Below are 23171 nucleotides of genomic sequence, written 5' to 3'. Positions count from 1 at the left end.
CAGGCTTTTGCGCGCGCAGCCGGCATCCGGGGCAGGTAGGTAGGTTGCCCGCATGCCCCTGGTAGCGCTAACCTCACTGTGGAAGGTTATGAAGGGACGCGTTACCAGTCATGACATCGCCCGGGAAGCCGGCGTGGCACGTTCCACGGTGTCACTCGTCCTGACGAATAACCCGAAGATTCAGATCCCGGACGCTACCCGGAAGCGCATTCTGGCGGCGGCCCGGAAGCTCGGTTACGTGCCCAACTCAGCCGCCCAGATGCTCGTCAGTGGGCGTAGCCGCACGGTGGGATTGATCTTGTCGCGGCCGGATCTGATGGCGGTGGATGCGTTTGTGCCGAGGATGGTGTTCGGCATCAACGAGGGATGCCGCGCCCGCGGGTACCGCCTGTTGATGGAGACCGTTGTGGATCCGTCCAATGGCGACGCCTACCTGGAGTTAGCCAAGAGCAAGCGCATTGACGGCCTCATCGTCATCAACCCTCGCAAGGGGGATGTTGCTCTCGTCAAGCTGATCGAATCGAAGTTTCCCGTTCTGATCTTCGGTTCCTGCGGGCATTCGGCCGAGAATGCCGTCGGCACCAAGGACGGTGAAGCGAGTTGCCGGGCAACCGAACACCTCCTGGCACTGGGCCGGCAGCGGATCGCGCATATCAGCTACGCCGCCTTGACGTACCTGCCCGCTTCCAAACGGCTGGAAGGTTATCGCGCCGCGCTGAAACGGGCGAAGATCCCCTTCGATCGGCAACTGTTTGCAGAGGGCGACTTCAGCCTCGAGAGTGGCCACGCCGCAATGAAGCGGATTCTGGCGTCGAACGCTCGGCCAGCGGCGCTATTCGCGGGCAATGATACGATTGCTATCGGGGCCATGGCGGCCATTCGTGAAGCCGGGCTCTCCATCCCGGAGGATATTGCCGTGGTCGGGTATGATGATTTACCGGCGGCAAGCTTTACCAGTCCACCCCTGACGACGGTTCGATCCCATGCCATCGAACAGGGGCGCCGGGCCGGTGAAGCACTGATCGCCCTGTTAGAGCGGGAAGCCATCGGACGCCAGCTCGACATGGTTCCCCTGGAGTTGATCGTCCGCGCGTCCTGCGGGGCAGAAACGATCTCAAGAAAGAGGAATGCTCCCTCGGTTACTCGTGAGGACGCACGGCCTGCATTCCCGCCTGCACGCTCACGGGGGTCTCCGAAACGGCGGTAACCGGATCTTCTCTGAATCAGAGTTTGGTTCTCCGTTGAAGGATACCTGCGTTTGACCAAGCCTGTGCTGTCGCCCGGCCAATTGTGCTGGCCCCACCGGCGCTACCGCCAGCTGCGGGCGGAAGTGGCCCGGTCAGGCGGCCTCGTTCAGGGAAGCTTGAGGCGCGAAGACGCGCGCGCATGGTGTCTGCCGCGCAATGTACGTGGCAAAACCGCCATCCTGTTTCTCTCAGCGGCGTAGACCAGCGCCGCTCGGCAGTCCTTCGTCGAACCACCGCCGGCTCGAAGCGCTCCTTCTTTAAAGGCGTTCACGCAGTGAAATGGCCCTCGTGGGCGCCGCACCCGGCGGTAAGAAACGGCCTGGTGCTGGCCAGCCAAAACCACGCTCAACTTACCTCCATTTCGGGCAGGGCGTAACGCCGCTCATGGCGGTGATCAAGAGCTCTTCGATATGCACGGAATGAAACGGGTCTAAACGACACAAGGAGGCGACGATCAAGGCTGGATCGGCACGGTCGAGACACGCAGTCAGGGCAACGCCGCCGTAAGCTTTCCGCCCAAAAAAGGTCCCAACCAACCTCGCAGTGAAAAAAAATATTTAAACATTATTTTATTATGTTATCATATGGGTCGCTCTATGCGCCAGCCCCGCCTCAAAGGCTCCGCCCACCCCTGTTTCTACCATTGCATCTCACGCGTCACCAACGGCCAGCGCATCTTCGAGGGCTCTGGGTCCGGCTGCCCCGAGGCGGAGTACTGGGTGCGCCTCCTGCACCGGCTGGCCGCCTTCTGCGGTATCCCCGTGCTGACCTATGCGGTGATGGCCAACCATTTCCACCTGTTGTGCGAGGTGCCCCAACCCCGCCTCCTGTCGGATCCCGAGTTGCTCGAGCGCGTGGAAGCCTTGTACGGCCAAGCGCGCCGGCACGCCCTCCAGCGGGTGCTGGCCGGCCAGACGCCGGGTGGGGAACTGGCCGCCCAAACCTTGCGCGAGGCGCTACAGGCGCGCATGTTCGACCTGTCGAGGTTCCTCCAGGAACTCAAGAGCCGCTTTGCCCAGTGGTATAACCGCCGGCACGGCCGCTTCGGCCCGCTGTGGGCCGAGCGCTTCAAGAGCCTGTTGGTCCAGGACGGCACAGCCTTGCAGGCCGTGGCGCTCTACATCGATCTCAACCCCGTGCGAGCCAAGCAGTGCGCTGACCCGAAGGATTACGGCTACTCCGGGTACGGCGAGGCGGTCGGGGCGGGCCGGGTCCAAGCGCGCGCGGGGCTGGCGCGCGCCTTGGGGTACGAACCGGACCAAACGAGTTGGGCCGAGGTGGGGGCTGAGTACCGGTGCCTGCTGTTTCGGGCCGGGGTGGTGGCTGCTAAGCCGGAGCAGGCGGTGATAGAGCCCGAGGTGGCCCGCCGGGTGGTCGAGCAGGAAAAAGGGGCGTTGCCGGCCGGGGTGAGCCTGGGCTGCCGGCTGCGCTTTCTGACCAACGGGTTGGTGCTGGGCAGCCGCCGCTTTGTCGAAGAACAGCTGAGCCGCTGGCGGGGCCCGGGCCAGCCGCCCGGGCCGGGCGCTGAGCCGGCGGGGGCGGCCCAAGGGGGCGGGGCGGAGTGGTTTGTGTGCTGGCGGGGCCGGGCCGTGCCGGCACGAGGGGCCCCGGGCTGAAGGGGGTAAGCGGGGCGGATGCCTTGGGCCGTTCGTGGATCGGCTGCCGGACCCCGTTGACACAAACGCGGTGCCAGCTTGGCGGCCGCAGTAGACCTGGATGGACCACGGCCCGCGCGGCTGAGGGCCGACCCGTATTCCGTCAAAGGGGGGCCAGTGAGGGCCGCTCGGCCCCGGCGCCCTTGGCGCGTTTGGCGGGCGGCAGTCCATGGCCGCTCGGCCTTCACTGTCGCCCAGACCGGCTTCCTATTCCATCCAGCCGCCTGAGGCGGGCGGGCCCGCCTCTGCTGCGGCTTGGTGCTGGCTTAACGGCTGGTATCTGGTAACCCTGGCCTTGCTCCTGGACCGGGACGCTCCCCTTTACCCGTTTTCGCCGAGGGGCTTTGAAGGAGGACGGCTCCGTTAGGCCCGCGCGTTAGCAGCCGCTTTCAACGCGGGGAAGGGCCACCCGTCGTTTTCACCCCGCCACCCTTATACCTTAGCGCCCTTCGAGCCAGGTCCCGTGCTTCAGGGTCTGTCCCTTTTGCCTTGCGGTAGGAGGGTCTGTCCCTTTGCCCGGGGTCCAACCTGGCCCGGGCGGGCGCATTCCAAAAGCCGGGAACATCCAAAAGGGGGACAGGTCCGAATGGCGCTAAGTTAAGGGTGGTTTCGGCCGGGTAGGTCGGGGCCGTCTCTTGACGCCGGGGGCGGAGCCCAGCAGGGCAATCTCACTGAGTTGGCGCATCTCGTGCAGCAGTTCTTCGAGCCGGCGGTGATTGGCAATGGCCTGCCGAAACGCGTCGGCCTGCGCGGCCGAAAGCGCCAGGGTCACCGTCTTGCCCTGGACTTTACGCGTCAGGCGCCAGGCGCGCGGGGCTTTGGGCATGAGGCTGCCCTGAACGATCCAGCCCAACTGGGCCACTTCGGCCTGCAGGTGGCGATAGCGCTGCTGGAGTCGGCGCAGTTCGGGGGGCGACAGCACCGGCTCAGTCATAAAAAAAGCTCGCGTTAGGGGGGCGTAGGCTTACGTCCCTAGATGCACGCTTCTGCCCTCCCCATTTTGCCCGGCTTTCAGGCCTTGCTCTTGGGCCAGGCTGCCCGCCGGGCGCGCCCCCAGGTGCCCCCGGCGGTGCTCCAGGCCAAATCGCTGAGCCAACTGCGGGCCCTCTTCGGCCTGTTGATCCCCGACAGCCGCTGGCAGGGCCTCCCGCGGGGCCCGTCCGGCCGGCAACGGCTCTTTACTCCCCTGATCACCTTCTGGGCGTTTTTGTCGCAAGTGCTTTCGGCCGATTCTGCCTGCCGCACCGCGGTGCGTAAAGTCCAAGCCTGGTGGATCCGGCAGGGCGGCGGGCCGATGTCGGCCAACACCAGCGCCTATTGCCAAGCGCGCGCCCGCTTGCCCGAGGCGACGCTCGAAGCCATCCACCAGCAACTCGCTGGCGGGATGGAAAGCGAGCTACCCGACCCGCACTGGTGGCGCGGCCACCAAGTTAAAGTCGTCGAGGGCACCACCTGTTCGATGCCCGATACGGCCCAAAATCAGGAGGCCTACCCCCAACCCAGCGGTCAGAAAGCCGACTGCGGCTTCCCGATGCTGAAGTTAGTGGGCCTCTTCTCGCTGGCCACGGGGGCCTTGTTGCACGCGGTGCACGGCCCGGTGCGGGTGCATGACGTGCAGCTATTTCGACAACTCTGGCACCACTTAGCCCCAGGCGATGTGCTGGTGGCGGACCGGGGGTTTTGCTCCTTTGGCTTGCTGGCCACCTTGCAGCAGCGGGGCGTCGATGGCCTCATGCGGCTGCATCAGGCCCGGCGCGTCAATTGGCGACGCGGCCAGCGCTTGGGCAAAGCGGATCGGCAACTGGCGTGGACCAAGCCGCGCGGCTGTCCCCGCACGCTGAGTGCCGAGCAGTTTGCGGCCTTGCCCGACACCCTGACGGTGCGCCAAGCGCGCGTCAAGGTCACCCTCAAAGGCTTCCGCCCCCGCAGCCTGGTGTTGGTGACCACCCTGCTGGATCCGGTCGCCTACCCGGCCGAGGCCCTGGCCGGCCTCTACCTGCAACGCTGGCAGGTGGAGTTGCATTTCCGCGAACTCAAAACCCTGATGCGGCTCGACGTGTTACGCTGCCGCTCGCCGCAGATGATCGGTAAAGAATTGTTGATGCACTTTATTGCTTATAACCTGGTGCGCGCCGTGATGCTGCAGGCGGCCCTTCAGCACCAGGTGGCCTTAAGCCGGCTCTCGTTCAAAGGCACGCTGGACGCCCTGCAGGCCTTTGCGGCCGTGCTGCAGGGGGGCGGCCTGAGCGTGCGTCAACAAGCCGCGCTGGAGAGCGAATTGCTGCGGCTGATTGCCTCCGATCCCGTGCGGGCGCGGCCTGACCGGGTCGAACCCCGGGCCAAGAAACGCCGGCCCAAAAACTACCAACTGCTGACCAAACCCCGCCACCAATTCGTCCTGACCCAACGCCGTAGCCGTCACAAAGCGCCCTTAACTTAGCGCCATTGGGGACAGGTCCACTTATTTACTTCACTGGTCAGACCTGAGAGGGACAGGTCTGTTTGTTTGGTGGAAAACGTTGGTTCAGCTGGGACCGGTTTTGCTTTTTGAGGAAATCAACCGTTTGATTGGCTTATGACGCCCCTCGGACCCGTCCCTCATGATTTGACAGGTTTTTTTTGCGCGGCGACCGTCGCCGAACTGCGGGAAAAAGGGATGATGACAGTCGCCGGGGCCGACCGGCCGGTGTTGCTCTGCTGGCATGAAGGCGTCGTTTTTGCCCTGGATGATCGCTGCCCCCACATGGGATTCCCGCTGGCCAAGGGCAGTGTGCGCGACGGCATCCTGACGTGCCATTGGCATCACGCCCGGTTCGATCTCCGCAGCGGATGCACGTTCGATTTGTGGGCCGATGATACCCCAAGCTTCGAGGTGCGTGTCGAAGGCGAAAACGTCTGGGTGGCGCGCCAGCTCCGGCAAAAGGCCGACGCGGCATTTTACGCCGCCCGTCTCCGGCGGGGCCTGGAGCAGGGAATCGGGCTCATACAGGCAAAAGGGATCGTTGCCTTGCTGGCCCAGCGCGAACCGGTGGAAACCATCGTGGGCCAGGTCGCCGAGTTCGGCGCGCGGCATCGCCGGACCTGGCGAGACGGGATGACTCTCCTGACCATCGCCGCCCGGCTGAGTTCCCGATTGAGCGAAACCACCCGGGTTTATGTTCTGGCGCTCGCGGCGCGAACGGTAGGACAGAATTGCGCCGGCCAAGCCCCGCGGTATTCTCCAGGAGGGTTCGGCGGAGAATGCTTTGATGAGGACCGGCTCAGTCGCTGGATGTTTCATTGGGCGAAGGTGCGTCATGATGACGGGGCGGAGAGGACCTTGCTGACGGCGCTCGAATCCGGTCTGGGCCGCGACGCCGTTCATCGCCTGGTTTTTGGCCCTCTTCAGGCGCGAATCTACGCCGATAGCGGCCACGCGCTCGACCTGTCCAACAAAGCCTTCGAACTTCTGGAGGTTATCGGCTGGCAACACGCCGCCGTGGTGTTGCCGCTCATTGTGGAGAACCTGACCCAGTCACAGTCCGAGGAAGAAAGCGGCAGTTGGCGCGCGCCGACGGATCTGATCGAGCTGATTCGAGCAGCTGAGGATGCGCTTCGTGCAGGTCCGAAGCCCGTGAAGTCAGGGGGTGCCTGCCGCCGCGAATTTTATCGGATCTTCCTCGGCGAAGATCCCCGGGCGATTCTTGGGGCGATTACGGAAGCCGTTCGGCAGGGTACGTCGCCGGAGGCAATCGCCCGTCACCTTGCGCTGGCGGCGGCCTGGCGGCTGGCGTGTTTTCCTGAATCGAATGATATCGCGGATTGGTTTGCTCCCATGCACACCTTTTCATTCTGCCATGCCCTTCACCAGGTGCTGGGCCGGAGCGAGGGAGAAACTGAGTTGGTGCGCGGATTGTTTCATGCCGCCATGTCAATCTATACGGACCGCTTCCTCAACATCCCGCGGGCCCCGTTGCCGGGCGAAAGACCGTTAGATCAGCTTCCAGATACACCAGACGAATTTCGGGAAGCGATGCTCTCCGCGCTGGACCAGAGGCGGGGCTGGGCGGAACTGCCGCGCTTGGTGACCGGCTATCTGCGCCGGGGCCACCCGGAGGAGGGTTTGATCGACGCGCTGGCGTTTGGTACAGTGCGTGAGGACCTCGACTTCCACATGCTGCAGGTGCTTGATGCCGGGATTACAGAAGCCGCAACGTGGCCGCAGGGCTGTGCAGAGCGCGAACTGTTGTATGCGGCCGTGGCACGCCACCTGGCTGCACATTGCCCCACAACGCGCAGTTCCGGCCAAGCGGTTGCCGTCGCCTTGCGGCTGCATCGAGGCGACGAACTGCATGCCGGTTGATGAAGGTAGTTTCCTGAAAGGCTTCCTTATGAATTCTCTCAAATTCGCCGCTCTCGGCGACGTCAAAAAGCTCGGGTTCAGCGTACCGGAGGCCACCGGGCGCCTCGTTCGTTTCGCGTACGTTGAAAAACGGCTGATGTTTTTCTGTGCCGCCCGCATGGTCGACGTCCGCGATCGTGACCTGAAGGTTTACCTCGGCCGGTTACAGTACCAGGCGGCGAGCCGTGCAGACGCGTTACGGGGACGGCTGCGCGAGATGCGGATGCCGAAAATCAAAATCGACGCTTTTTCCGATCCTGCGCTCGAGATCCTCGCCGACGAAGCTATGCATGCAGGTAATGACGCGGAGGTGGTAGCGATTCTCCATTGGCTGCATGCCGGCCTGGAAGGAGCCTACCGCGGTTATCGCGGCACGACTAACCCGCTGGCGGATGCGCCGACCTGCGATCTGCTTGACTCCTTTGAGAATTCGCTCCGTCGCGTGGTCGAGCGCCTGGATGCCTGTCTTGATGAGGTTGGCCCGGAAAAGTCCGGGAGCGCGGCAGCAGACCTGCTGGGGCCGTACCTGAGCGCAGCCGGAGGGTGGGGAGGGACGCATCCCAGGTCCGAGCTTCCACCCCGCCAGCGGTCAATCGAACCGTTCAGAATCCCCCGGCAACCCGGCCGGGATGTTTCGTCCCCTCGGGTCTGGGATTTCGTAAAACCGGCCATGGAGGACGTTGAGGCGCACCTTATCTACATGATGGGAATCCGCCTTTCGGAGATCAACGTGGCCGAAGGCTTGAGCCTGGTGCTTTGCGAAACGCCGGGCATGCCGTGGGAATTTTACTTCGACATTTCACGCCACCTCTGGGATGAGGTCCGGCACTCGTTGATGGGTGAGGCCGCCATTGAGTCGACCTTCAGCTCGAGGGACGCCGTGCCGATGCGGGATTACGAGAGCGTCTACTGCATGGAAGCCACCCCGCTGGAGCAGTACGCGACGCTTGGGCTGGAAATTGAAGGTGGGCAAATGAAATACCCGGTTGGAAAGCGTGGCGAATGGGAGTTTTGCCGGGATGCCGCCCGCCATGCCTTGATGACGACGTTTCAGGATTACGATTGGGCGGATGAAGTGCTGCACGTCAACCTGGCTAAACGGCGGTTATCCGAGTGGTTTCCCGACGGGACGGAGCGACTCGGCCATCTTGCAGCGCAGGGTAAGGCGCGCCGGAGCGCGGTGAAGAACCGGCAGCAGCCGGTGGCGTTGGATCGGCCCGCGGCGGCAGTGCCCGTACGGGACTGATACGGACGGATTTTCGTCCCGAGTCAGGAGAGGGTGGACAGCAAGTCCTGTGGCGCCCCGGCCTGGAAAGGCGGGGGAACCCAAAGACTTTGATCACGGCCATGGCCACGGCCAAAACCATCGGCCCGGCTTGGCGGGAAGCTTCGAGAGCGCCTGCTTCGCATCCGCGTTGCCGCTGCCGGCGGCCTGCTGATACCACTCGCGAGCTTGGGCGTAATCCCGGGCCACGCCTTGGCCGTTCCGGTACAGCACGCCCAGGTTGTACATCGCAGCGGTGTTACCGGCTGCGGCCGCTTTTTGATACCACTGCCGCGCCTGGACATAATCCTGCCGCACGCCCCAGCCGTTGTGATACAGGTAACCCAGGTTGGCCATCGCGTCCGCGTTGCCATCCTCGGCGGCTTTCTGGAACCACTGGCGTGCGCGGGCATAATCCCGGGGACCGCCTTCGCCGTTCCGGTAGAGCTCGCCCAAGCTGCTCATGCCATACGCGTTGCCGGCCTCGGCGGCTTTCTGGAACCATTGGCGCGCCTGGGCGTAATCCCGGGGGCCGCCTTCACCGTTCCGGTACAGCACGCCCAGATTAACCATAGCAGGTGCGTTGCCGGCCTCGGCAGCCTTCTGGAACCACAGGCGCGCCTGGGCATAATCCCGCGCCCCACCCTGGCCGTTCCGGTACAACCCGCCCAAGTTGTACATCGCGGGTGCGTTGCCGGCCTCAGCCGCCTTCTGGAACCACTGGCGCGCCTGGGTGTAATCCTGAGCCCCGCCCCAGCCTTTGCGGTACAGCCAAGCCAAACTGTACATGCCCTCCGCGTCACCGGCCTCGCCGGCCTTTTGGTACCACAGGCGCGCCTGGGTGTAATCCTGAGGTCTGCCCCACCCTTTCTCGTACAGGCCCCCCAGGTTAGTCATCGCAGCCGCGTTACCGGCCTCGGCGGCTTTTGAGTACAACTCATAGGCTCGGCCATAATCCTGGGGAACCCCACGGCTGTAACAATACAGCTCGCCCAACTGGTTCATGGACTCCGTGTCACCGGCGTCGGCGGCCTTCAGCAGGAGCGGCAGCGCCGTTGCGTAATCCTTGGCGTCAAGGTAGGGCCTGGCCTCACCAAGTCCTTCCGCACCTGCGGGGGTCGACCCTGGCGCAGCCTCGCTGAGTGCAGGTAACAAGCCGGGCGAAACCCCGTTCGCCGCAGGGGTTGGACCCGGTGTCGTCTCGTTGGCCAACGGCGCCGGGCCTGGCGCGACCGGACTGACTGCAGGCGCCGGGCCGGGTGAAGGCTGGTCAACTGCAACCGCCGGGCTGGACGCAGCCTGGCTGACCGCCGGAACCGGGCCCGGCAGAGTTTTTTCGGCGGCCACTGCGGTTGGGCTCGGCGCGGCTTGACTGACTGCCGGAAGCGGGCTTGGTGCAGCCTCGCCGGCGGCCTCGGTTGGGCTGGGTGCAACCTGGATGACTGCAGGCATCGGGTTCTTTACGTCAGGCGCAGGAGTACTGATAATTTTGGTAGGAACAGTGTTAGTCGTATTAGTACTATTATCCGTAATAGCAGGCGGAGGTGGGGTCGAGGGCGGTGTAGGCCCCACGGAAACAGACGGCGGCCGTCGTGCCTCGAAAAAAAGCGTCATGCCCAGCAAGAGAACCGCAGCCGCAATTCCAGTAGCAACCAACGGCCGCCTCAACATTGGATGAGTTGTGGCGCCCGTTTCGGCCGGGTCCGGATCTTCCTTAACGACCTGGATGGGGGGCTTCACGGGTTCCGGCGGGAGGCTGGTAGCAGTTGTTGATTTTCCAACCGCCAAACCTTTCAGGCTCCGGTGAACGTTCCTGGCGTTCCCATCAGGCGATGAAGGGGCCCCGGAACCGGCATTAGTGCCCTGCAGCGTTTGATCCCCGGGCGGTTTCGCCGCGGTTAGAGGTTCGGTATCGAGATTTGGCTGTCCGCTTGAAGGTTTTGCTTCCTCGGGTTTCGAGACCTGCTGACTCCATCTAGTGGGGAACCTTACAGGAATAGAGGGAGCGGGCGGAGGAGGTTCCGCTTCCGCCGGTTGCAACACCTGGTGGCGACGTGCAGCTTCCAGGCCTTCTTTCGCACCCTGGTCAGTTTGCTGCCGTTCCTGGTGTACCAGCAACTGCTGCTCGGCGTTTAAGCTCGCCTGTTCCTCGTGCCGGGGCTCACGCCGCACGGCCTCCTGCTCCCGCGGGCCGGCTTGCAACGGTTCCCTGTCAGTCTGCGCGCGGCGCGCTATATCGACGGGCGCCTGCTCCTGACGATCGCGCCGATCTTGGGTTCGAACGGTCTTCAACGCTCGCTGGACGGCGCCGGTCAGTTGCTCCAAATCATCCAGGAATTGATCCGGGCTGACGTTGATCGCTCGCCGGCGAACCAGCGCTTTTAATTCGTCAGGGAGTTCGCCGGATCGGGGCATCAACGCGCCCTCCACCAGCACGGGGATTACGCGAATGCCGCGCTTAAGGGCGGTCCCGATCTCGGTCCGAACAAAATCCTCCGGATCATCCAGCCGCCGTTTTCCTTCTTCGTCAGAAGCATCCAGCCAACGTTTGCCGATTATGGCGATCAAGACGTCGCAGGAAGGGTTCCCGTCTTTTGGGCCGGGTTCTGCAGGGTTGATCTCCGGGGCAGCATTGGCGTCCATTGAGATCCGGTTTTGGGCACAGTGTGTGGATAAGCGGTCGTACACGCGTCCTGCCTCTGACGAAGCGTCATCGGGACGATAAACGATGAAGATCTGTCCGCTCATGTTTGCGAGGTTCCATTTGCTGCTGAGTTAGAGTAGGTCCTCTGGCCAGCGGCGGATCATCCGGCCGCGGCCGGTTGGACAAGTGAGGTTGCCGGCGTGAGTTTCGCGAGCGAGCCACCAAGAAGTTAGAAAAAGGATTACAAATCGTCAATACCATCGGCACAGAAAATGATTTCTGTGCAGCGCGTGCGCGCGTGTAATCACGTGATCGGTGATTGCCGGTCTATTAGTGCGGCGGGGTGAGCGCGATCCCGGTAATGATGCGCTCGACGGCATCGATCGTCGTCTGCTTAGGTTCGATGTCGTCGGCCACCTTTCTGCCGCGCCGCAGGACGATGATGCGATCCACCACCTGAAACACGTGGTAGATGTTGTGGGCGATGAAGATGCAGGAATGCCCGGAGTCGCGGGCGTTCCGGACGAAGCGCAGCACTCCCTGGGTCTCCTGAACGCCAAGGTTGTTGGTCGGCTCGTCGAGGATGATCAGGTCGCTCTCGAAATGCATGGCGCGGGCGATGGCGACGGATTGCCGCTCACCGCCTGAAAGTGCGCTGATGGGGGTGGTCGGCGGGATGTCTTTGGTAATACCCACCTGCCTGAGGAGCTGGCGTGCGGCCTCATTCATGGCGTGTTGATCGAGCCGGCCGAAAAGGCGTGGGCCCTTGACCGGTTCGCGTCCCAGGAACAGGTTGCGCGCAATTGAGAGCTGGGCCACAAGCGCCGAGTCCTGGTAGATCGTCTCGATTCCGTGGGCGATAGCATCGGTCGTGGTGCGGATGTCTACCTTGTTGCCGCGGATGTAGATATCCCCGCTGTCGGCCCTGAGCGCACCGGAAAGGATCTTGATCAACGTCGATTTGCCGGCGCCGTTGTCGCCCAGCAGACCGACGATTTCGTTCGGGCGCACGGACAGGGTGACGTCATTGAGCGCCTGCACGCGACCGAAGTACTTGTTGATGCGCTCCATGCGCACGAGTTCGTCCGCCATGATCCTCAGGTGCCGGCGTGGTGACGGCGTTCGAGCCAGGAATGAAGCGCCATCATGGCGAGGATGATGGCGCCGATGAAGATGTTGTAGGCGAGGCCGGGGACGCCGACGAGGACGATGCCGTTACGCATCATGCGCAGGATCAGCACGCCGATGACGGTGCCGATGATGGTGCCGCGCCCGCCGTTGAGGGCGGTGCCCCCGATGACCACCATCGCGATCACCTCGAGCTCGTAGCCGGTCCCGCTGTTCGGGTTGGCGGCTGAGACCCGGATCGAACTGGTGACGCCGGCGTATGCCGCGATCACCGCGGTGAGGATGAACAGGATGCTTTTGGTGCGCGTTACGCGCACGCCGCGCGCGCGGGCGGCTTCCGCGTTGCCGCCGGCGGCCTGAATCCAGTTTCCCGCTTTTGACCTGGTGAGCACGTAATGGAGGAGAAGGGCGAACAGGAGAAACCAGAGCAGCGACGCGTAGAGGTGCAGTTCGCCGGCTGCGAATTCGCCGACGATGACTCTCATCAGCCACGAGTTGGCCGTCCAGGTCCTTTGCGGGAAACCGCTGGTAAGGTAGAGAGCTGTTCCGCGCACAACCAGCAGCATGCCGAGCGTGACGAGGAACGAGGGGATCTTCAGGCGGGTAACAAACCAGCCGTTAATAGAGCCGATGACGGCGGCGAGCGCGATCGCGATCAGGAATCCCCCCTCCAGGGAGGCGGTGTGAGTGTTATAGAACGTCCACATCACCACGGGGGCAAAGCCGAAGACCGAGCCTACCGACAGGTCAAACTCCCCGGAGGTCATCAGCAGGGTCATGCCCAGCGTGATCATGCCCAGTTCGGGAGTGAAGGCCAGCAGGTTGCTGATGTTGCCCGGCGACATGAAGGCCGGAGACCGCGCGGTGAAGACGGCGGTTTCCAGGACGAGCAGGACGAACGGTCCGAACTCAGGCCTGGAAACCAGCCGTTGGAGGGGTGAGGGCAATCGCAAGCGTATGCAGGTCCGAATCCGTGCCGTTACTTATGTTCTTTGGGGGCCGAACTTTGCATGATCTTGAGGTAGTTTGCCGCCTTATCCTTTTCGTAGAGGGTCCCGACGCTGATATCGAATCCGGGCGGAATACCGCTGGCCGCCATTGCCGCCATCGACAGGGCCATGTAGCTGGTGGCCTGCGGATCCTGCCACATGGCCGCATTTACGTAACCATCCAGAACTTCCTGGGCCGTGTCGGGTGAGTTGCCCCAGCCGACGACCGGAATGCTGCCGGCCTTGACCCCAACCTGGTCGAACACGCGCTTTATGCTGCCGGTCACCAAGTCACCGAGACCGATGATTGCCTTGATCCGGTTGCGGTTGGCGGTCAGATAGTCCGACATGCGGGTAATGATCTCAGCCTGATCGAGGGTAGCCTCGGTGATTTCATCGGTTACGCCCAGGGGTTCAAACACGGTGGTGATCCCCTGAGTCTCAAGCGTCTGGTAGGTGGCACCGGGAACCTCTACCGGCATCCAGACAAAATCGCCCTTTTTGATAAAACCGTGATCGACCAGGTACTGGGCCCAACGACGGCCGATGGCGACGTTGTCCCCGCCCACGTAGGCGTCCCGGCCACTGGTCTTGTCTTCGGTATTCATGATGATGACCGGGATGCCGGAAGCGTGGGCCTCGGCGATGACCTTCGTGAGGCTGCCCGGATCCGGGGTGCTGGTGACGATCCCTCTTGCCTTGGCGGAGATGGCCGCGCGGATCGCTTCCTGGTGCGACGGAACGTCGCCGCTGTGAAATGACGTGCGAACCTCGTTTCCGGTGTCCTTACCCCACTGCTCAGCGCCTTGCAGAAAGTACGTCCAGACCGGGTCGGTCGGGGCGCCGTGCGACACCCAGTAAAAAACCCGTTTTGCGTCCTGGGCTAAACCGGCGAAAGGAGCTGACAGCGGCACGACGGCGCCGAGCATCAGCAGGAATAGGCGTAATCTTTTAAGCATGGGGGTGCTCTTTCTGGTAAAAGGCCTTAATGCGGGGCCTGCTCTTCCAAGCCCCGACGGGGGGTAGCGTCGCAACATAGCCGAACGTGGCGTTACCGTCAGCAGAATTCGTCCGGTACGGAATTCGACGCAAACTTGCAGCTGCGCTTGACCTCAAGTAGGGATCAGCAGTCGTTTGACACGCTACCGCCTCGGCGGCGTCGTCCTGGGCCCGACGCATGGGGACGTCATGCGGGGCGGGGTTGACGTGAACGAAAGCCGAATCATGCGAGAAAACCTGATTAAAGCTTCCTGGCAGCGCGATGAACCGGTCGTGAACGGCTGGCTAACCCTGCCCACCAGCATCACGGCGGAGGTCATGGCGCACGAAGGCTGGGATTCGCTTACCATTGACCTGCAGCACGGCCTTATCGATTACCAGACCGCAGTAACGATCCTGCAGGGGATTTCCACGACAAATACCGTGCCCCTGGTAAGGGTCCCTTGGCTGGAGCCCGGCATCATCATGAAGGTACTGGACGCGGGCGCGTACGGGGTAATCTGCCCGATGATCAATTCGGCGGAGGAAGCGGCGCGTTTTGTGGCGTGCTGCCGGTATCCGCCGGCGGGTATACGCAGTTGCGGGCCGATCCGGGCGAACCTTTATGCGGGTCCTGGGTACGTGGCAGGGGCGAACGATCACGTCGTGACGATGGCCATGATCGAGACCCGCCCGGCCCTGGATCAGCTCGATGAAATTCTTTCCGTGGATCACCTGGATGGCATCTACGTCGGACCGTCCGACCTTTCAATCTCGCTCGGTTATCCGCCGCGTCTGGACAGCGAGGAACCGGAGGTGGTGGCGGCGATCGATCTCATTGTGGCACGGGCGCGCGAGAATAAGATTTTTGCCGGGATTCACACCGAGTCGCCCGCGTACGCTCAAAAAATGATTGAGAAGGGATTCCGGTTTGTGACGATCGCCTCGGACCTGCGGCTGTTGACCAGCAAGATTGCCGAGGTTTTGCAACCGTTCGGAAAAATCCGGCCGGGTACGGTCGAGCGCGTTTCCCCCGTGGGACGGGGACCGTACTGAGGGGCGGGAGCAGCGTGAACGAGGTTGGATCAGGGGATGAGCAAGATCGTTATCACTGACCCGGTACCGCCGGCGGCGCTCGGGGTGTTGGCGCAACGCCCTGACGTGCTGACGGAACTGGCGGTCGGCACAAGGAGCGAAGACGAGCTTGCCGCCCGGGTAGCCGAGGCGGACGCGATCCTCGTCGGTCTGACGCCGATCACCGCCAAAGTCATCGAGTCGGCGCCTAAGCTTAAGGTGGTCTCCCGCCGTGGGGTGGGCTATGACAACGTGGACCTGGCGGCGCTGCGCCGGCGCAACGTTCCCCTGGCGATTGTGGGGACCGCCAACTCGTCGAGTGTGGCTGAACACACCCTCTTTTTCATCCTGGCGCTGGCCAAACAAGCGATCGTTTACGACCAGGCGGCGCGGACCGGGAACTGGGACCTGCGCGAAAGCAGGTCTGCCGTGGACGTGCTTGATAAGGCGCTTTTCCTGGTCGGCTTCGGAAGGGTAGGGCAGGCCGTGGCACCACGGGCGGCAGCGCTCGGAATGAACATCATCGTTTACGATCCGTTCGTGGACTTGCTGCCGGTCCGGAACGCTCCGGTCCGTTTTGTGGACAACTTACGGGAAGGGCTGGGGGCTTGTGATTTCGTCAGCGTACACGTCCCGCTGACCCCGCAGACGCGTGACTTGATCGGGGCCGAGGAGTTAGGTCTGATGAAGCCGGGCGCTTTCGTAATTTCCACGGCCCGCGGCGGGATCGTCAATGAGGCGGCCCTGGTAGATGCATTGAGCAGCGGCCGGATCCGCGGGGCGGGGTTAGATGTGTTTGTGGAGGAGCCTTTGCCCGCGAGCCATCCGCTGGTTAAGCTCGAAAACGTGATTCTCTCACCGCACACTGCCGCGCTGACGCGCGAGTGCGCCGCCCGCATGGACCGGGTGGCAACTCAGAATTGTCTCGACGCCATCGACGGCAGATTGGATCCGGCGCTGATCGTGCCGAACAGGTAGGTTCGGATTCCCAGGTCCGGGGACGACCGGGACCGGATGCGGCTCTATTCGTATGTATCGTAGTCCTTGGTCGCCCAATCCGTCGAGTTTCGGATCAACGCATCGAGGAGGAGGCTGTTGACGTATTTCGCGTCGTAGAAAAAGTCGGTCGGAATCACGCGATCGAGGCGAACGGCCAAAAAGGAGCTGATTCCGAGCACTTTGGTTTGGATGTATAGCCAAAGCAGGTCCGTAGTACTGGCCGTGGTCAGGCTGGCCTCGTCTGGAAAAAACTCGGGGAAACTATTCAGCGTCGTTTTGGGGCTTTTCTCGACACGTCCGGTCACCTTCCCAATCGTCTCCGTGGTCTCCTTGGTCATCCCCCGATTCGAATGCTCGCGTAATGCGGCCCCGATCAGGATTGGTTTTTTCGGCACGACTCCCGGCAACGGTTCCGCTTCAGGGAGGGGCAACCGTACCCGCAAGTCCTTTTTGGACTCAAGCAGGCCGTTGATCTCACCGGACTTTGCTTCGTCGAGGTTGTTGAGGACGCCCCGGTCGCGCAAATAAATCTTCATTGCGGCCGCCTGATGGCATGCGCAAGAGAAGGCCGCACAGGTGATCCCGCGGTTAACGCTCAACGGCGCACTCGTCTTCAGTCGATACGTCCATTTCATAAGCCGAACCAGGCCGGCAGCTTCGATCGGGATGCTTGCGATCGAGGTAGTTTGCATCATCGCGGAGAATCGGTTGGCCCGGAGCCCCTTGGTTGCGCTCTCCTTGGAGCCAGGGTAGCTGCCGTAGGGTGTGGTTGTGGCGGTGTTCTGGTTGATCGTTCGATCGGCGGCCCAGACTTTGGCTGCCTTTGCCGCTTCCGCCGCCAGATCTCCGCTCCGGCGGGCGTGACGGTACTTAGGCATATCCTTCCAGGCGCTTATGCCTTCGATCATGACCCCGTCGGTGGACGAATGAATGAAAGCGGGCAAATTTGATGGTGAATCCGCCGGGGCCAAATAAATCGTGACATGCAGCGGACGGTTCACGCCGGGTAGATAAGTGATAATGAGGTCACCGGTTTTGAACCCTTGGACAGCGTCTTTGAGGGCTGACATAAATTTCTCCTCGGCTGACGGGTGATCAGCTCTTAGAGACAGCCCTCCAGGCTAGGCCGCCACCGGAGGTTTGTCCAGCGTGTGGACGGCTTTCAGAAACGCCGCGGGATCGGGTCGTATATGTCATAGAACCGTCCGCAGTTCCTTCATCGGCTACAGTGACGTTTGATTTGCGACGCGGCGGGCATTATGTGTGCACAACCGGCGTTTTGGACGGACGGGGCACGTCCTCACCGGCACGGCTTTACCCTCCCGGACGATGATGATGGAGACCGGCTCCGCAGATTCGTTGGTGCGGGCAGCTTACCGGCGGCCTCAAGATGGGGGAGGCGTGCGGTGCAGCAGCGGGACCATTTATGAAAGAGGAAGTACGTTGCATAGGGGTGATCGGCCTTGGGGCGATGGGCATGGGGGTAGCCCAATCACTGTTGCGCGCGGGCCTGACGGTGCACGCGTATGATGTACGGCCGGAGGCGGTCCAGAAGGTCGTCGATGCGGGCGGACGCGGCGCGGAGTCGCCGGCAGCGCTTGCGGCTGAGGTGGAAGCGGTTCTGATCCTGGTGGTCAACGCGCAGCAGACTGAAGCCGTTTTGTTCGGTCAGGCGGGGGCGGCGTCGCGGCTCAAACCCGGATCGGTGGTGATCGCCAGCGCGACGGTCTCGCCGGAATTCGCGGTCTGGTTGGGCGAGCGGCTGCAGGCCATGAATTTGCACTTAATCGATGCGCCGGTCTCGGGCGGCGTGGGTAAAGCAGCTTCCGGGGAGTTGTCGGTCATGGCGTCCGGCGCACCCGAAGCGTTCGCCCGGTGCGAGGGAGTATTCAAGGCGATCGCGAGCCGGGTGCACCGGTTGGGCGACAAGCCGGGCCAGGGTGCGACGGTCAAGATGATCAACCAGCTCCTGGCGGGCGTGCACATCGCAGCGGCTGCGGAGGCGATGGCCCTCGGGTTGCGGGCGGGCGCGGATCCCGCCGAACTCTACGAGGTAATCTGCAGCAGCGCCGGGAACTCGTGGATGTTCCAGAACCGCGTGCCTCATATTCTGGCCGGCGATTACACGCCGTTATCAGCGGTTAATATTTTTGTGAAAGACCTCGGGATCGTGCTCGATTACGCCAAGGCGAAGGTCTTTCCCTTGCCGCTGTCGGCGGCAGCGCATCAGATGTTTCTGCAGGCGTCGGCGGCAGGTTTGGGCCGCGAGGACGACTCGGCGGTGATCAAGGTCTTCCCGGGCATCGAACTTCCGGCGGCAAATAAAACGGCAGGCAGCTGACGCAAAGGTTTCGAAAAGGAAAATCCCCATGGCTGCAATCCTTGGATGCATCGCGGACGATTTTACCGGCGGTACCGACCTCGCCGGTATGCTCGTCAAGCACGGGATGCGCACCGTCCAGATGATCGGCGTGCCGGAGGCGGAACCGTGTCCGGCGGACGTCGATGCGGTCGTGGTCGCCCTCAAATCGCGGACCAATCCGGCAGCCGAAGCGGTCAGGGAATCCCTGGCGGCGCTCCGGTGGTTGCAGGAAGCCGGGTGTAAACAATTCTATTTCAAATACTGTTCGACGTTCGATTCAACTCCGCAGGGCAACATCGGTCCGGTAGCTGAAGCGCTGATGGACAGACTGGGCGCAGACTTCACGATCGCCTGCCCGGCGTTTCCCGCCAACCGGCGTACGATCTATCAAGGGTACCTGTTTGTCGGGGATGTGTTGCTCAACGAAAGCGGGATGCGGCACCATCCCCTTACGCCGATGACGGACGCCAACCTGATGCGTGTGCTGCAGGCGCAGGTTAAGCGACGGGTTGGCCTTGTCGATTATGGCACGGTGTCCCAAGGGGCGGGCGCGATCGGTGAGCGATTTGCGAGCTTGCGCAAGGACGGGTGCGGCTTTGCGGTCGTAGATGCAGTGTCAAATGAGGATTTGGTCGGGCTCGGCGCGGCGTGTGCCGGTCTGCCGCTGGTCACCGCGGGTTCCGGCCTGGCGGTGGGACTGCCGGAGAATTTTCGCCGAAAGGGTCTGCTGGCGGGGAATGTGGTCGCCGATGCGTTACCCGCCACGGGAGGTTTGCGGGCCGTGATTGCGGGCAGTTGTTCCATTGCCACGCAGGGTCAGGTGGCCCGGATGCGCGAACGCCATCCGGCGTTTCAGGTTGATCCGATAAAGCTGGCAGGCGGCGGTGACGTGGCCGGTGCGGCGCTGGAATGGGCGGCGGACCGGGTCGGCCGGGAACCGGTGCTAATCTACGCCACGAGCACGCCGGAGGCGGTGAAGGGAGTGCAGGCGCAATTGGGGGCGGCCAGGGCGGGGGAACTCGTTGAAGCGGCGCTCGCGACCGTGGCCTGCGGGTTGGTTGAGCTTGGCGTGGGACAATTGATCGTGGCCGGCGGCGAGACGTCGGGGTCGGTGGTGAAAGCTCTCCGCGTCAAGGGACTGCGGATCGGGCCGGAGATCGATCCCGGCGTGCCGTGGACCACGGCCCTTCAGGCCGAAAGCGCTCACGAGCGGCCCTTGGCGCTGGCGCTCAAGTCCGGCAATTTCGGCACGCCCGATTTTTTTCTAAAAGCCTGGAGTTACCTTTCATGAGTACGATGATTCAGACCAACAGCGACGAAATGCGGCTGCGCGAACAGATCGTCGAGTTCGGCCGTTCGATTTTCGACCGGGGTTTGACGGCCGGCAGCAGCGGCAACCTAAGCGTGCGGCTGGAGGACGGCTGGCTGCTCACGCCAACCAATGCGTCGCTCGGCAGGCTTGACCCGGCGCGTCTGGCCAAGCTGGATTGGAAAGGCAACCGGGTATCGGGTGATGCGCCGTCCAAAGAAGCGTTCCTGCACCGGGCGATGTACGAAGAACGGCACGGGGCAGGGGCCATCGTTCACCTGCATTCGACGCACTCGGCTGCCATCTCGTGCATGGACGGGCTGAACCCGGCCGACTGCCTGCCGCCCCTTACTGCCTATTATGTGATGAAGATCGGCAGATTACCGCTGATCCCGTATTACCGGCCGGGCGATCCTGCCTTGGGAGAAGCGATTCGCGGCCTGGCGGGCAAACATTCCGCCGTGCTGCTCGCGAATCACGGGCCGGTCGTGTCGGCCAATACGCTGGAAGCGGCCGTGTACGCAGTTGAGGAGCTGGAAGAAACGGCCAAACTGTTTTTGCTCCTGCGGAATGCGCCTACCCGCCCGCTGAACGCCGAGCAGGTCCAAGAACTAAAAACAGCGTTCAAACTGGACTTCTAACTCCCGCAATCCGCGCTTTCCGCCCCCGCCGCGTCCTATGCCGAAATTCGCCGCGAATCTGACGATGATGTTTAACGAAGTGCCGTTTCCGGAGCGGTTTGCCGCCGCGTCAAAGGCCGGTTTTACGGCGGTTGAATTCCTTTTTCCTTACGACTATCCGCCCCAAGAGGTAGCGCAGTGGCTCAAAGAGAGCAGGCTGGAAAGCGTGCTGATCAATCTGCCGCCGGGCAACTGGGCAGCGGGCGAGCGGGGGATGGCCGCGTTGCCCGGGAGAGAAGACGAATTCAGGGCCGGGGTCCGCACCGGGCTTGAGTACGCTCGCGCCCTGGGCACGCCGTGTCTTCACGCCATGGCCGGGCTGATCCCGGCGGGGGCAGACCGCGAGCGGCATCGGGCAGTGTACATCGGTAATTTACGGTTCGCCGCCAAAACACTCGCCGGGGAGAATCGAATGCTCCTCGTCGAGCCGATCAACACCCGCGACATGCCCGGTTATTTCCTGAATACTCAGGGTGAGGCGCACGCCATCTGCGAAGAAGCGGGTGAGCCAAACCTCAAGGTGCAGATGGATTTGTACCACGTGCAAATTGGGGAAGGTGACCTCGCCGTAAAATTGCGCCGCTACCTGCCGCGCGTCGGCCACATTCAGATCGCCAGCGTACCCGAACGCAATGAGCCGGACGACGGTGAGGTGAATTACCGTTACCTGTTCCGCCTGCTGGACGAGTTAGGCTACGAGGGGTGGGTGGGTTGCGAATACCGTCCGCGCGCCGGCACGGAGAATGGGCTGGATTGGTTCAGGGGGACGAAGCAGTGAGCAAGGTGCTGGCCCTGGTTGTTGTCGATTTCTGTGTCCGATGCCTGGCTGCGCCCTGGGATGCTCTGCTTAAGGCTTGGCGAGCGGTTGCGAGCCGCGGCGGTCAACCGGTTCGCCCGGCCCGCGGGGCGGGGCCCGGCTGGTTTGGTGCCGCCGTCGCCGGCCTCAGCCTGGCGCTGGCCCCGGCTATCCCGGCCCAGACGGTGCGGGACGAAGCGCCCCTGCTTGACGATGCGCGGGCCCCGTTCGTCTACGAAGCGCAGGCCGAACTGCCGTCCCCGCCCGAAGACTTGGCCGGCTATGTTTCTTCAGCTTACCGGCGCTCGACCGATGAGTTCGAACAACACGCCCTATTGGAGAGGATCAAGCCGGCTATCGAGCGGCGCATCGCCGAAGCGCGGGCGACCAAACGCTTCATGGTTAAGTTCCCTTACCCGCTGCCGACCTACGACTTTGAGCGGCAAGGGTTCCGTACGCCGCTGAGCGAAACGCATTACCCGACCTTTGATAACGGCACGTACGTCGTGAGGTTTACCAATGGGGCCGACCTGGACTTCATTCCCTTTGAGCAAGCGCAGGCGAGGTACCTGGAACCGGCGTTGCGCGCCAGCGGCCGGCAGGCGGTGCTTCGCATCTACGGGGCGCTGAAGGAATGCCGGGAGGAGCCCATCAACGGCTCGGATCGCAAGGTGATCTACCTGGAGGCGACCAAAGCGGCGCTGGCGGTGGGGGTCGAGAGCCGGTTTGCGGGCCAAAAGGTGCTCAGCGACGACCCGGAGGCGGCGGGCACACCGGTGCCGAGTTAGCCGCCACCGGGCGCCAGCCATTCTTCGGGCGCCCGCGGGAGCTCAAGGATCGAGGATGACCCCCGATACGCGCCGTTGGATGAGCGATTAAACGAAGTTTACTTGAGCTTGCGTGCGAGGCTCTCCCCGGCGCGACGGGAGCAACTGAGAGAGTCTGAGCGCGAGTTTCTCAATGACCGTGATCGGTGCAGGGAGAACCCCGACCTCTATTTTCAGCGTACTGAAGAACAGATCACAAGTCTGGAAGAAAGACTCAATGCGCTCCAGTAGTGGTTTGAGGCCCCAGGAACGCTACGCGAGAGGTTGAACACCGGCCTGCCATCCATTGAGACTTAACCTGACTTCCTGACGAAAAACCGGCACTCCCTCGAGAAAGGTGCAATTTGCACGGAAAATGTAGGAACTACCACTCCATTTTCGCCGCGCCGGCGCCCCAAAATTTCCTTGTTTGGCATCGATCACACCATTTCGATGGCCATCGAGGTGAAACTCTGTCTTAGGCCCAACGGGCCGGAAGAGCTTCACCCACATTTTTTGATGGCAGCGCGGGGATGGCCGTGACCGTCTTACGGCCCGAAGAGCCAAGGGAACTTAGCCCAGGGCTTTACTCCCTGGGTAACCGTAAAATCACGATCGAGCCCTGAGAGGGCGTCAGAACCCGGGAGCGACGCTTTCTGCCGCCCTTTCAGAGCTCGATCGAGGGGGGAAATGCGTTCCCAGGGTTTTACCTCTGAGCTTTACCCACATTGTTTGAGGGCAGCGCGGGACAGCCGTGACCGTCTTACGGCCCGAAGGGCCAAGAGAACATAGCCCAGCGTTTACCCCTCGACCTGACCCGCAATTCTGCCACCGTCAAGCAAGACCCGGCACGCGCCAC

21 protein-coding genes are annotated in these 23171 nt (G+C 62.8%); 15 read left to right on the top strand and 6 right to left on the bottom strand.

What is annotated here, in order from left to right:
• Positions 1-88 precede the first annotated feature (88 nt).
• The 3 genes from JO015_02480 to JO015_02470 all read left to right on the top strand — a co-directional run bounded on the left by JO015_02480 (position 89) and on the right by JO015_02470 (position 2863).
• Positions 89-1207 (top strand): LacI family DNA-binding transcriptional regulator, encoded by a 1119-nt coding sequence (locus JO015_02480; protein MBV9997957.1) that lies wholly within the window; start codon positions 89-91, stop codon positions 1205-1207.
• A gap of 51 nt (positions 1208-1258) precedes the next feature.
• Complete coding sequence (locus JO015_02475; GenBank protein ID MBV9997956.1) at positions 1259-1447, top strand: hypothetical protein; 189 nt, start codon at positions 1259-1261, stop codon at positions 1445-1447.
• A 396-nt stretch (positions 1448-1843) separates the two neighbouring features.
• Positions 1844-2863 carry a transposase gene (locus tag JO015_02470; protein ID MBV9997955.1) on the top strand — a complete coding sequence of 340 codons (1020 nt, stop codon included), beginning with the start codon at positions 1844-1846 and terminating at the stop codon, positions 2861-2863.
• Positions 2864-3494: 631 nt separating this feature from the next.
• Here the strand turns inward: JO015_02470 and JO015_02465 are convergent.
• The gene (locus JO015_02465; protein ID MBV9997954.1) at positions 3495-3836 is read right to left on the bottom strand and encodes a hypothetical protein; all 342 of its coding nucleotides are present in this window, start codon (positions 3834-3836) and stop codon (positions 3495-3497) included.
• 42 nt (positions 3837-3878) lie between these two features.
• Here JO015_02465 and JO015_02460 point away from each other — a divergent pair, with 42 nt between their 5' ends.
• The 3 genes from JO015_02460 to JO015_02450 all read left to right on the top strand — a co-directional run bounded on the left by JO015_02460 (position 3879) and on the right by JO015_02450 (position 8529).
• Entirely contained in the window at positions 3879-5342 is a 1464-nt protein-coding gene (locus tag JO015_02460; protein ID MBV9997953.1) for an IS4 family transposase, read from the top strand.
• Between the two features lie 216 nt (positions 5343-5558).
• The gene (locus JO015_02455; protein ID MBV9997952.1) at positions 5559-7244 is read left to right on the top strand and encodes a Rieske 2Fe-2S domain-containing protein; all 1686 of its coding nucleotides are present in this window, start codon (positions 5559-5561) and stop codon (positions 7242-7244) included.
• 28 nt (positions 7245-7272) lie between these two features.
• A complete protein-coding gene (locus JO015_02450) occupies positions 7273-8529 on the top strand; it encodes a hypothetical protein (protein MBV9997951.1) in 1257 nt (418 codons plus the stop codon).
• Positions 8530-8622: 93 nt separating this feature from the next.
• On the opposite strand, the gene JO015_02445 is transcribed toward JO015_02450, so the two are convergent.
• Positions 8623-9999, bottom strand: a complete 1377-nt coding sequence (locus JO015_02445; protein MBV9997950.1) for an SEL1-like repeat protein — start codon at positions 9997-9999, stop codon at positions 8623-8625.
• A 699-nt stretch (positions 10000-10698) separates the two neighbouring features.
• On the opposite strand from JO015_02445, the gene JO015_02440 reads away from it, so the two are divergent.
• Positions 10699-10932, top strand: coding sequence for a hypothetical protein (locus JO015_02440; protein ID MBV9997949.1), 234 nt, complete (start codon positions 10699-10701; stop codon positions 10930-10932).
• 589 nt (positions 10933-11521) lie between these two features.
• Here the strand turns inward: JO015_02440 and JO015_02435 are convergent.
• From JO015_02435 to JO015_02425, 3 genes are read right to left on the bottom strand one after another with little or no spacing between them, the layout of a single operon-like run.
• Positions 11522-12283: a sugar ABC transporter ATP-binding protein gene (locus tag JO015_02435; GenBank protein MBV9997948.1), complete on the bottom strand. Its 762-nt coding sequence runs from the start codon at positions 12281-12283 to the stop codon at positions 11522-11524.
• A gap of 5 nt (positions 12284-12288) precedes the next feature.
• Complete coding sequence (locus JO015_02430) at positions 12289-13272, bottom strand: ABC transporter permease (GenBank protein ID MBV9997947.1); 984 nt, start codon at positions 13270-13272, stop codon at positions 12289-12291.
• 26 nt (positions 13273-13298) lie between these two features.
• Complete coding sequence (locus tag JO015_02425) at positions 13299-14267, bottom strand: substrate-binding domain-containing protein (protein MBV9997946.1); 969 nt, start codon at positions 14265-14267, stop codon at positions 13299-13301.
• A 265-nt stretch (positions 14268-14532) separates the two neighbouring features.
• Between JO015_02425 and JO015_02420 the strand changes: the two genes are divergently transcribed.
• Together JO015_02420 and JO015_02415 are read left to right on the top strand one after the other, a co-directional pair.
• Complete coding sequence (locus tag JO015_02420; GenBank protein MBV9997945.1) at positions 14533-15342, top strand: 2,4-dihydroxyhept-2-ene-1,7-dioic acid aldolase; 810 nt, start codon at positions 14533-14535, stop codon at positions 15340-15342.
• Positions 15343-15378: 36 nt separating this feature from the next.
• Entirely contained in the window at positions 15379-16338 is a 960-nt protein-coding gene (locus tag JO015_02415; protein MBV9997944.1) for a hydroxyacid dehydrogenase, read from the top strand.
• Positions 16339-16382: 44 nt separating this feature from the next.
• Here JO015_02415 and JO015_02410 read toward each other — a convergent pair whose 3' ends face one another.
• Entirely contained in the window at positions 16383-17429 is a 1047-nt protein-coding gene (locus JO015_02410) for a hypothetical protein (GenBank protein ID MBV9997943.1), read from the bottom strand.
• A 356-nt stretch (positions 17430-17785) separates the two neighbouring features.
• Here JO015_02410 and JO015_02405 point away from each other — a divergent pair, with 356 nt between their 5' ends.
• The 6 genes from JO015_02405 to JO015_02380 all read left to right on the top strand — a co-directional run bounded on the left by JO015_02405 (position 17786) and on the right by JO015_02380 (position 22564).
• Positions 17786-18700 (top strand): NAD-binding protein, encoded by a 915-nt coding sequence (locus tag JO015_02405; GenBank protein ID MBV9997942.1) that lies wholly within the window; start codon positions 17786-17788, stop codon positions 18698-18700.
• 28 nt (positions 18701-18728) lie between these two features.
• Positions 18729-20012, top strand: a complete 1284-nt coding sequence (locus JO015_02400; protein MBV9997941.1) for a four-carbon acid sugar kinase family protein — start codon at positions 18729-18731, stop codon at positions 20010-20012.
• Positions 20009-20671 carry an aldolase gene (locus tag JO015_02395; GenBank protein ID MBV9997940.1) on the top strand — a complete coding sequence of 221 codons (663 nt, stop codon included), beginning with the start codon at positions 20009-20011 and terminating at the stop codon, positions 20669-20671. The genes JO015_02400 and JO015_02395 overlap by 4 nt, the downstream gene beginning before the upstream one ends.
• Positions 20672-20708: 37 nt before the next feature.
• Positions 20709-21488 (top strand): hydroxypyruvate isomerase family protein, encoded by a 780-nt coding sequence (locus tag JO015_02390; protein MBV9997939.1) that lies wholly within the window; start codon positions 20709-20711, stop codon positions 21486-21488.
• On the top strand, positions 21485-22294 hold the full coding sequence (locus tag JO015_02385; GenBank protein MBV9997938.1) for a DUF4852 domain-containing protein: 810 nt from the start codon (positions 21485-21487) through the stop codon (positions 22292-22294). Before JO015_02390 ends, JO015_02385 begins: the two co-directional genes overlap by 4 nt.
• 75 nt (positions 22295-22369) lie before the next feature.
• Complete coding sequence (locus JO015_02380) at positions 22370-22564, top strand: DUF1311 domain-containing protein (GenBank protein MBV9997937.1); 195 nt, start codon at positions 22370-22372, stop codon at positions 22562-22564.
• Positions 22565-23171 lie beyond the last annotated feature (607 nt).

The organism is Verrucomicrobiota bacterium (assembly GCA_019247695.1).
Taxonomy (GTDB): Bacteria; Verrucomicrobiota; Verrucomicrobiia; order Chthoniobacterales; family JAFAMB01; genus JAFBAP01.
This window is presented reverse-complemented; position numbering and strand designations above follow the sequence as displayed.

Coding starts and splice junctions, on each gene's coding strand:
- JO015_02480 (MBV9997957.1), top strand. CDS start 89: ATGAAGGGACGCGTTACCAGTCATGACATCGCCCGGGAAGCCGGCGTG.
- JO015_02470 (MBV9997955.1), top strand. CDS start 1,844: ATGCGCCAGCCCCGCCTCAAAGGCTCCGCCCACCCCTGTTTCTACCAT.
- JO015_02465 (MBV9997954.1), bottom strand. CDS start 3,836: ATGACTGAGCCGGTGCTGTCGCCCCCCGAACTGCGCCGACTCCAGCAG.
- JO015_02460 (MBV9997953.1), top strand. CDS start 3,879: ATGCACGCTTCTGCCCTCCCCATTTTGCCCGGCTTTCAGGCCTTGCTC.
- JO015_02455 (MBV9997952.1), top strand. CDS start 5,559: ATGATGACAGTCGCCGGGGCCGACCGGCCGGTGTTGCTCTGCTGGCAT.
- JO015_02450 (MBV9997951.1), top strand. CDS start 7,273: ATGAATTCTCTCAAATTCGCCGCTCTCGGCGACGTCAAAAAGCTCGGG.
- JO015_02445 (MBV9997950.1), bottom strand. CDS start 9,999: ATGCCTGCAGTCATCCAGGTTGCACCCAGCCCAACCGAGGCCGCCGGC.
- JO015_02435 (MBV9997948.1), bottom strand. CDS start 12,283: ATGGCGGACGAACTCGTGCGCATGGAGCGCATCAACAAGTACTTCGGT.
- JO015_02425 (MBV9997946.1), bottom strand. CDS start 14,267: ATGCTTAAAAGATTACGCCTATTCCTGCTGATGCTCGGCGCCGTCGTG.
- JO015_02420 (MBV9997945.1), top strand. CDS start 14,533: ATGCGAGAAAACCTGATTAAAGCTTCCTGGCAGCGCGATGAACCGGTC.
- JO015_02415 (MBV9997944.1), top strand. CDS start 15,379: ATGAGCAAGATCGTTATCACTGACCCGGTACCGCCGGCGGCGCTCGGG.
- JO015_02410 (MBV9997943.1), bottom strand. CDS start 17,429: ATGTCAGCCCTCAAAGACGCTGTCCAAGGGTTCAAAACCGGTGACCTC.
- JO015_02405 (MBV9997942.1), top strand. CDS start 17,786: ATGAAAGAGGAAGTACGTTGCATAGGGGTGATCGGCCTTGGGGCGATG.
- JO015_02400 (MBV9997941.1), top strand. CDS start 18,729: ATGGCTGCAATCCTTGGATGCATCGCGGACGATTTTACCGGCGGTACC.
- JO015_02395 (MBV9997940.1), top strand. CDS start 20,009: ATGAGTACGATGATTCAGACCAACAGCGACGAAATGCGGCTGCGCGAA.
- JO015_02390 (MBV9997939.1), top strand. CDS start 20,709: ATGCCGAAATTCGCCGCGAATCTGACGATGATGTTTAACGAAGTGCCG.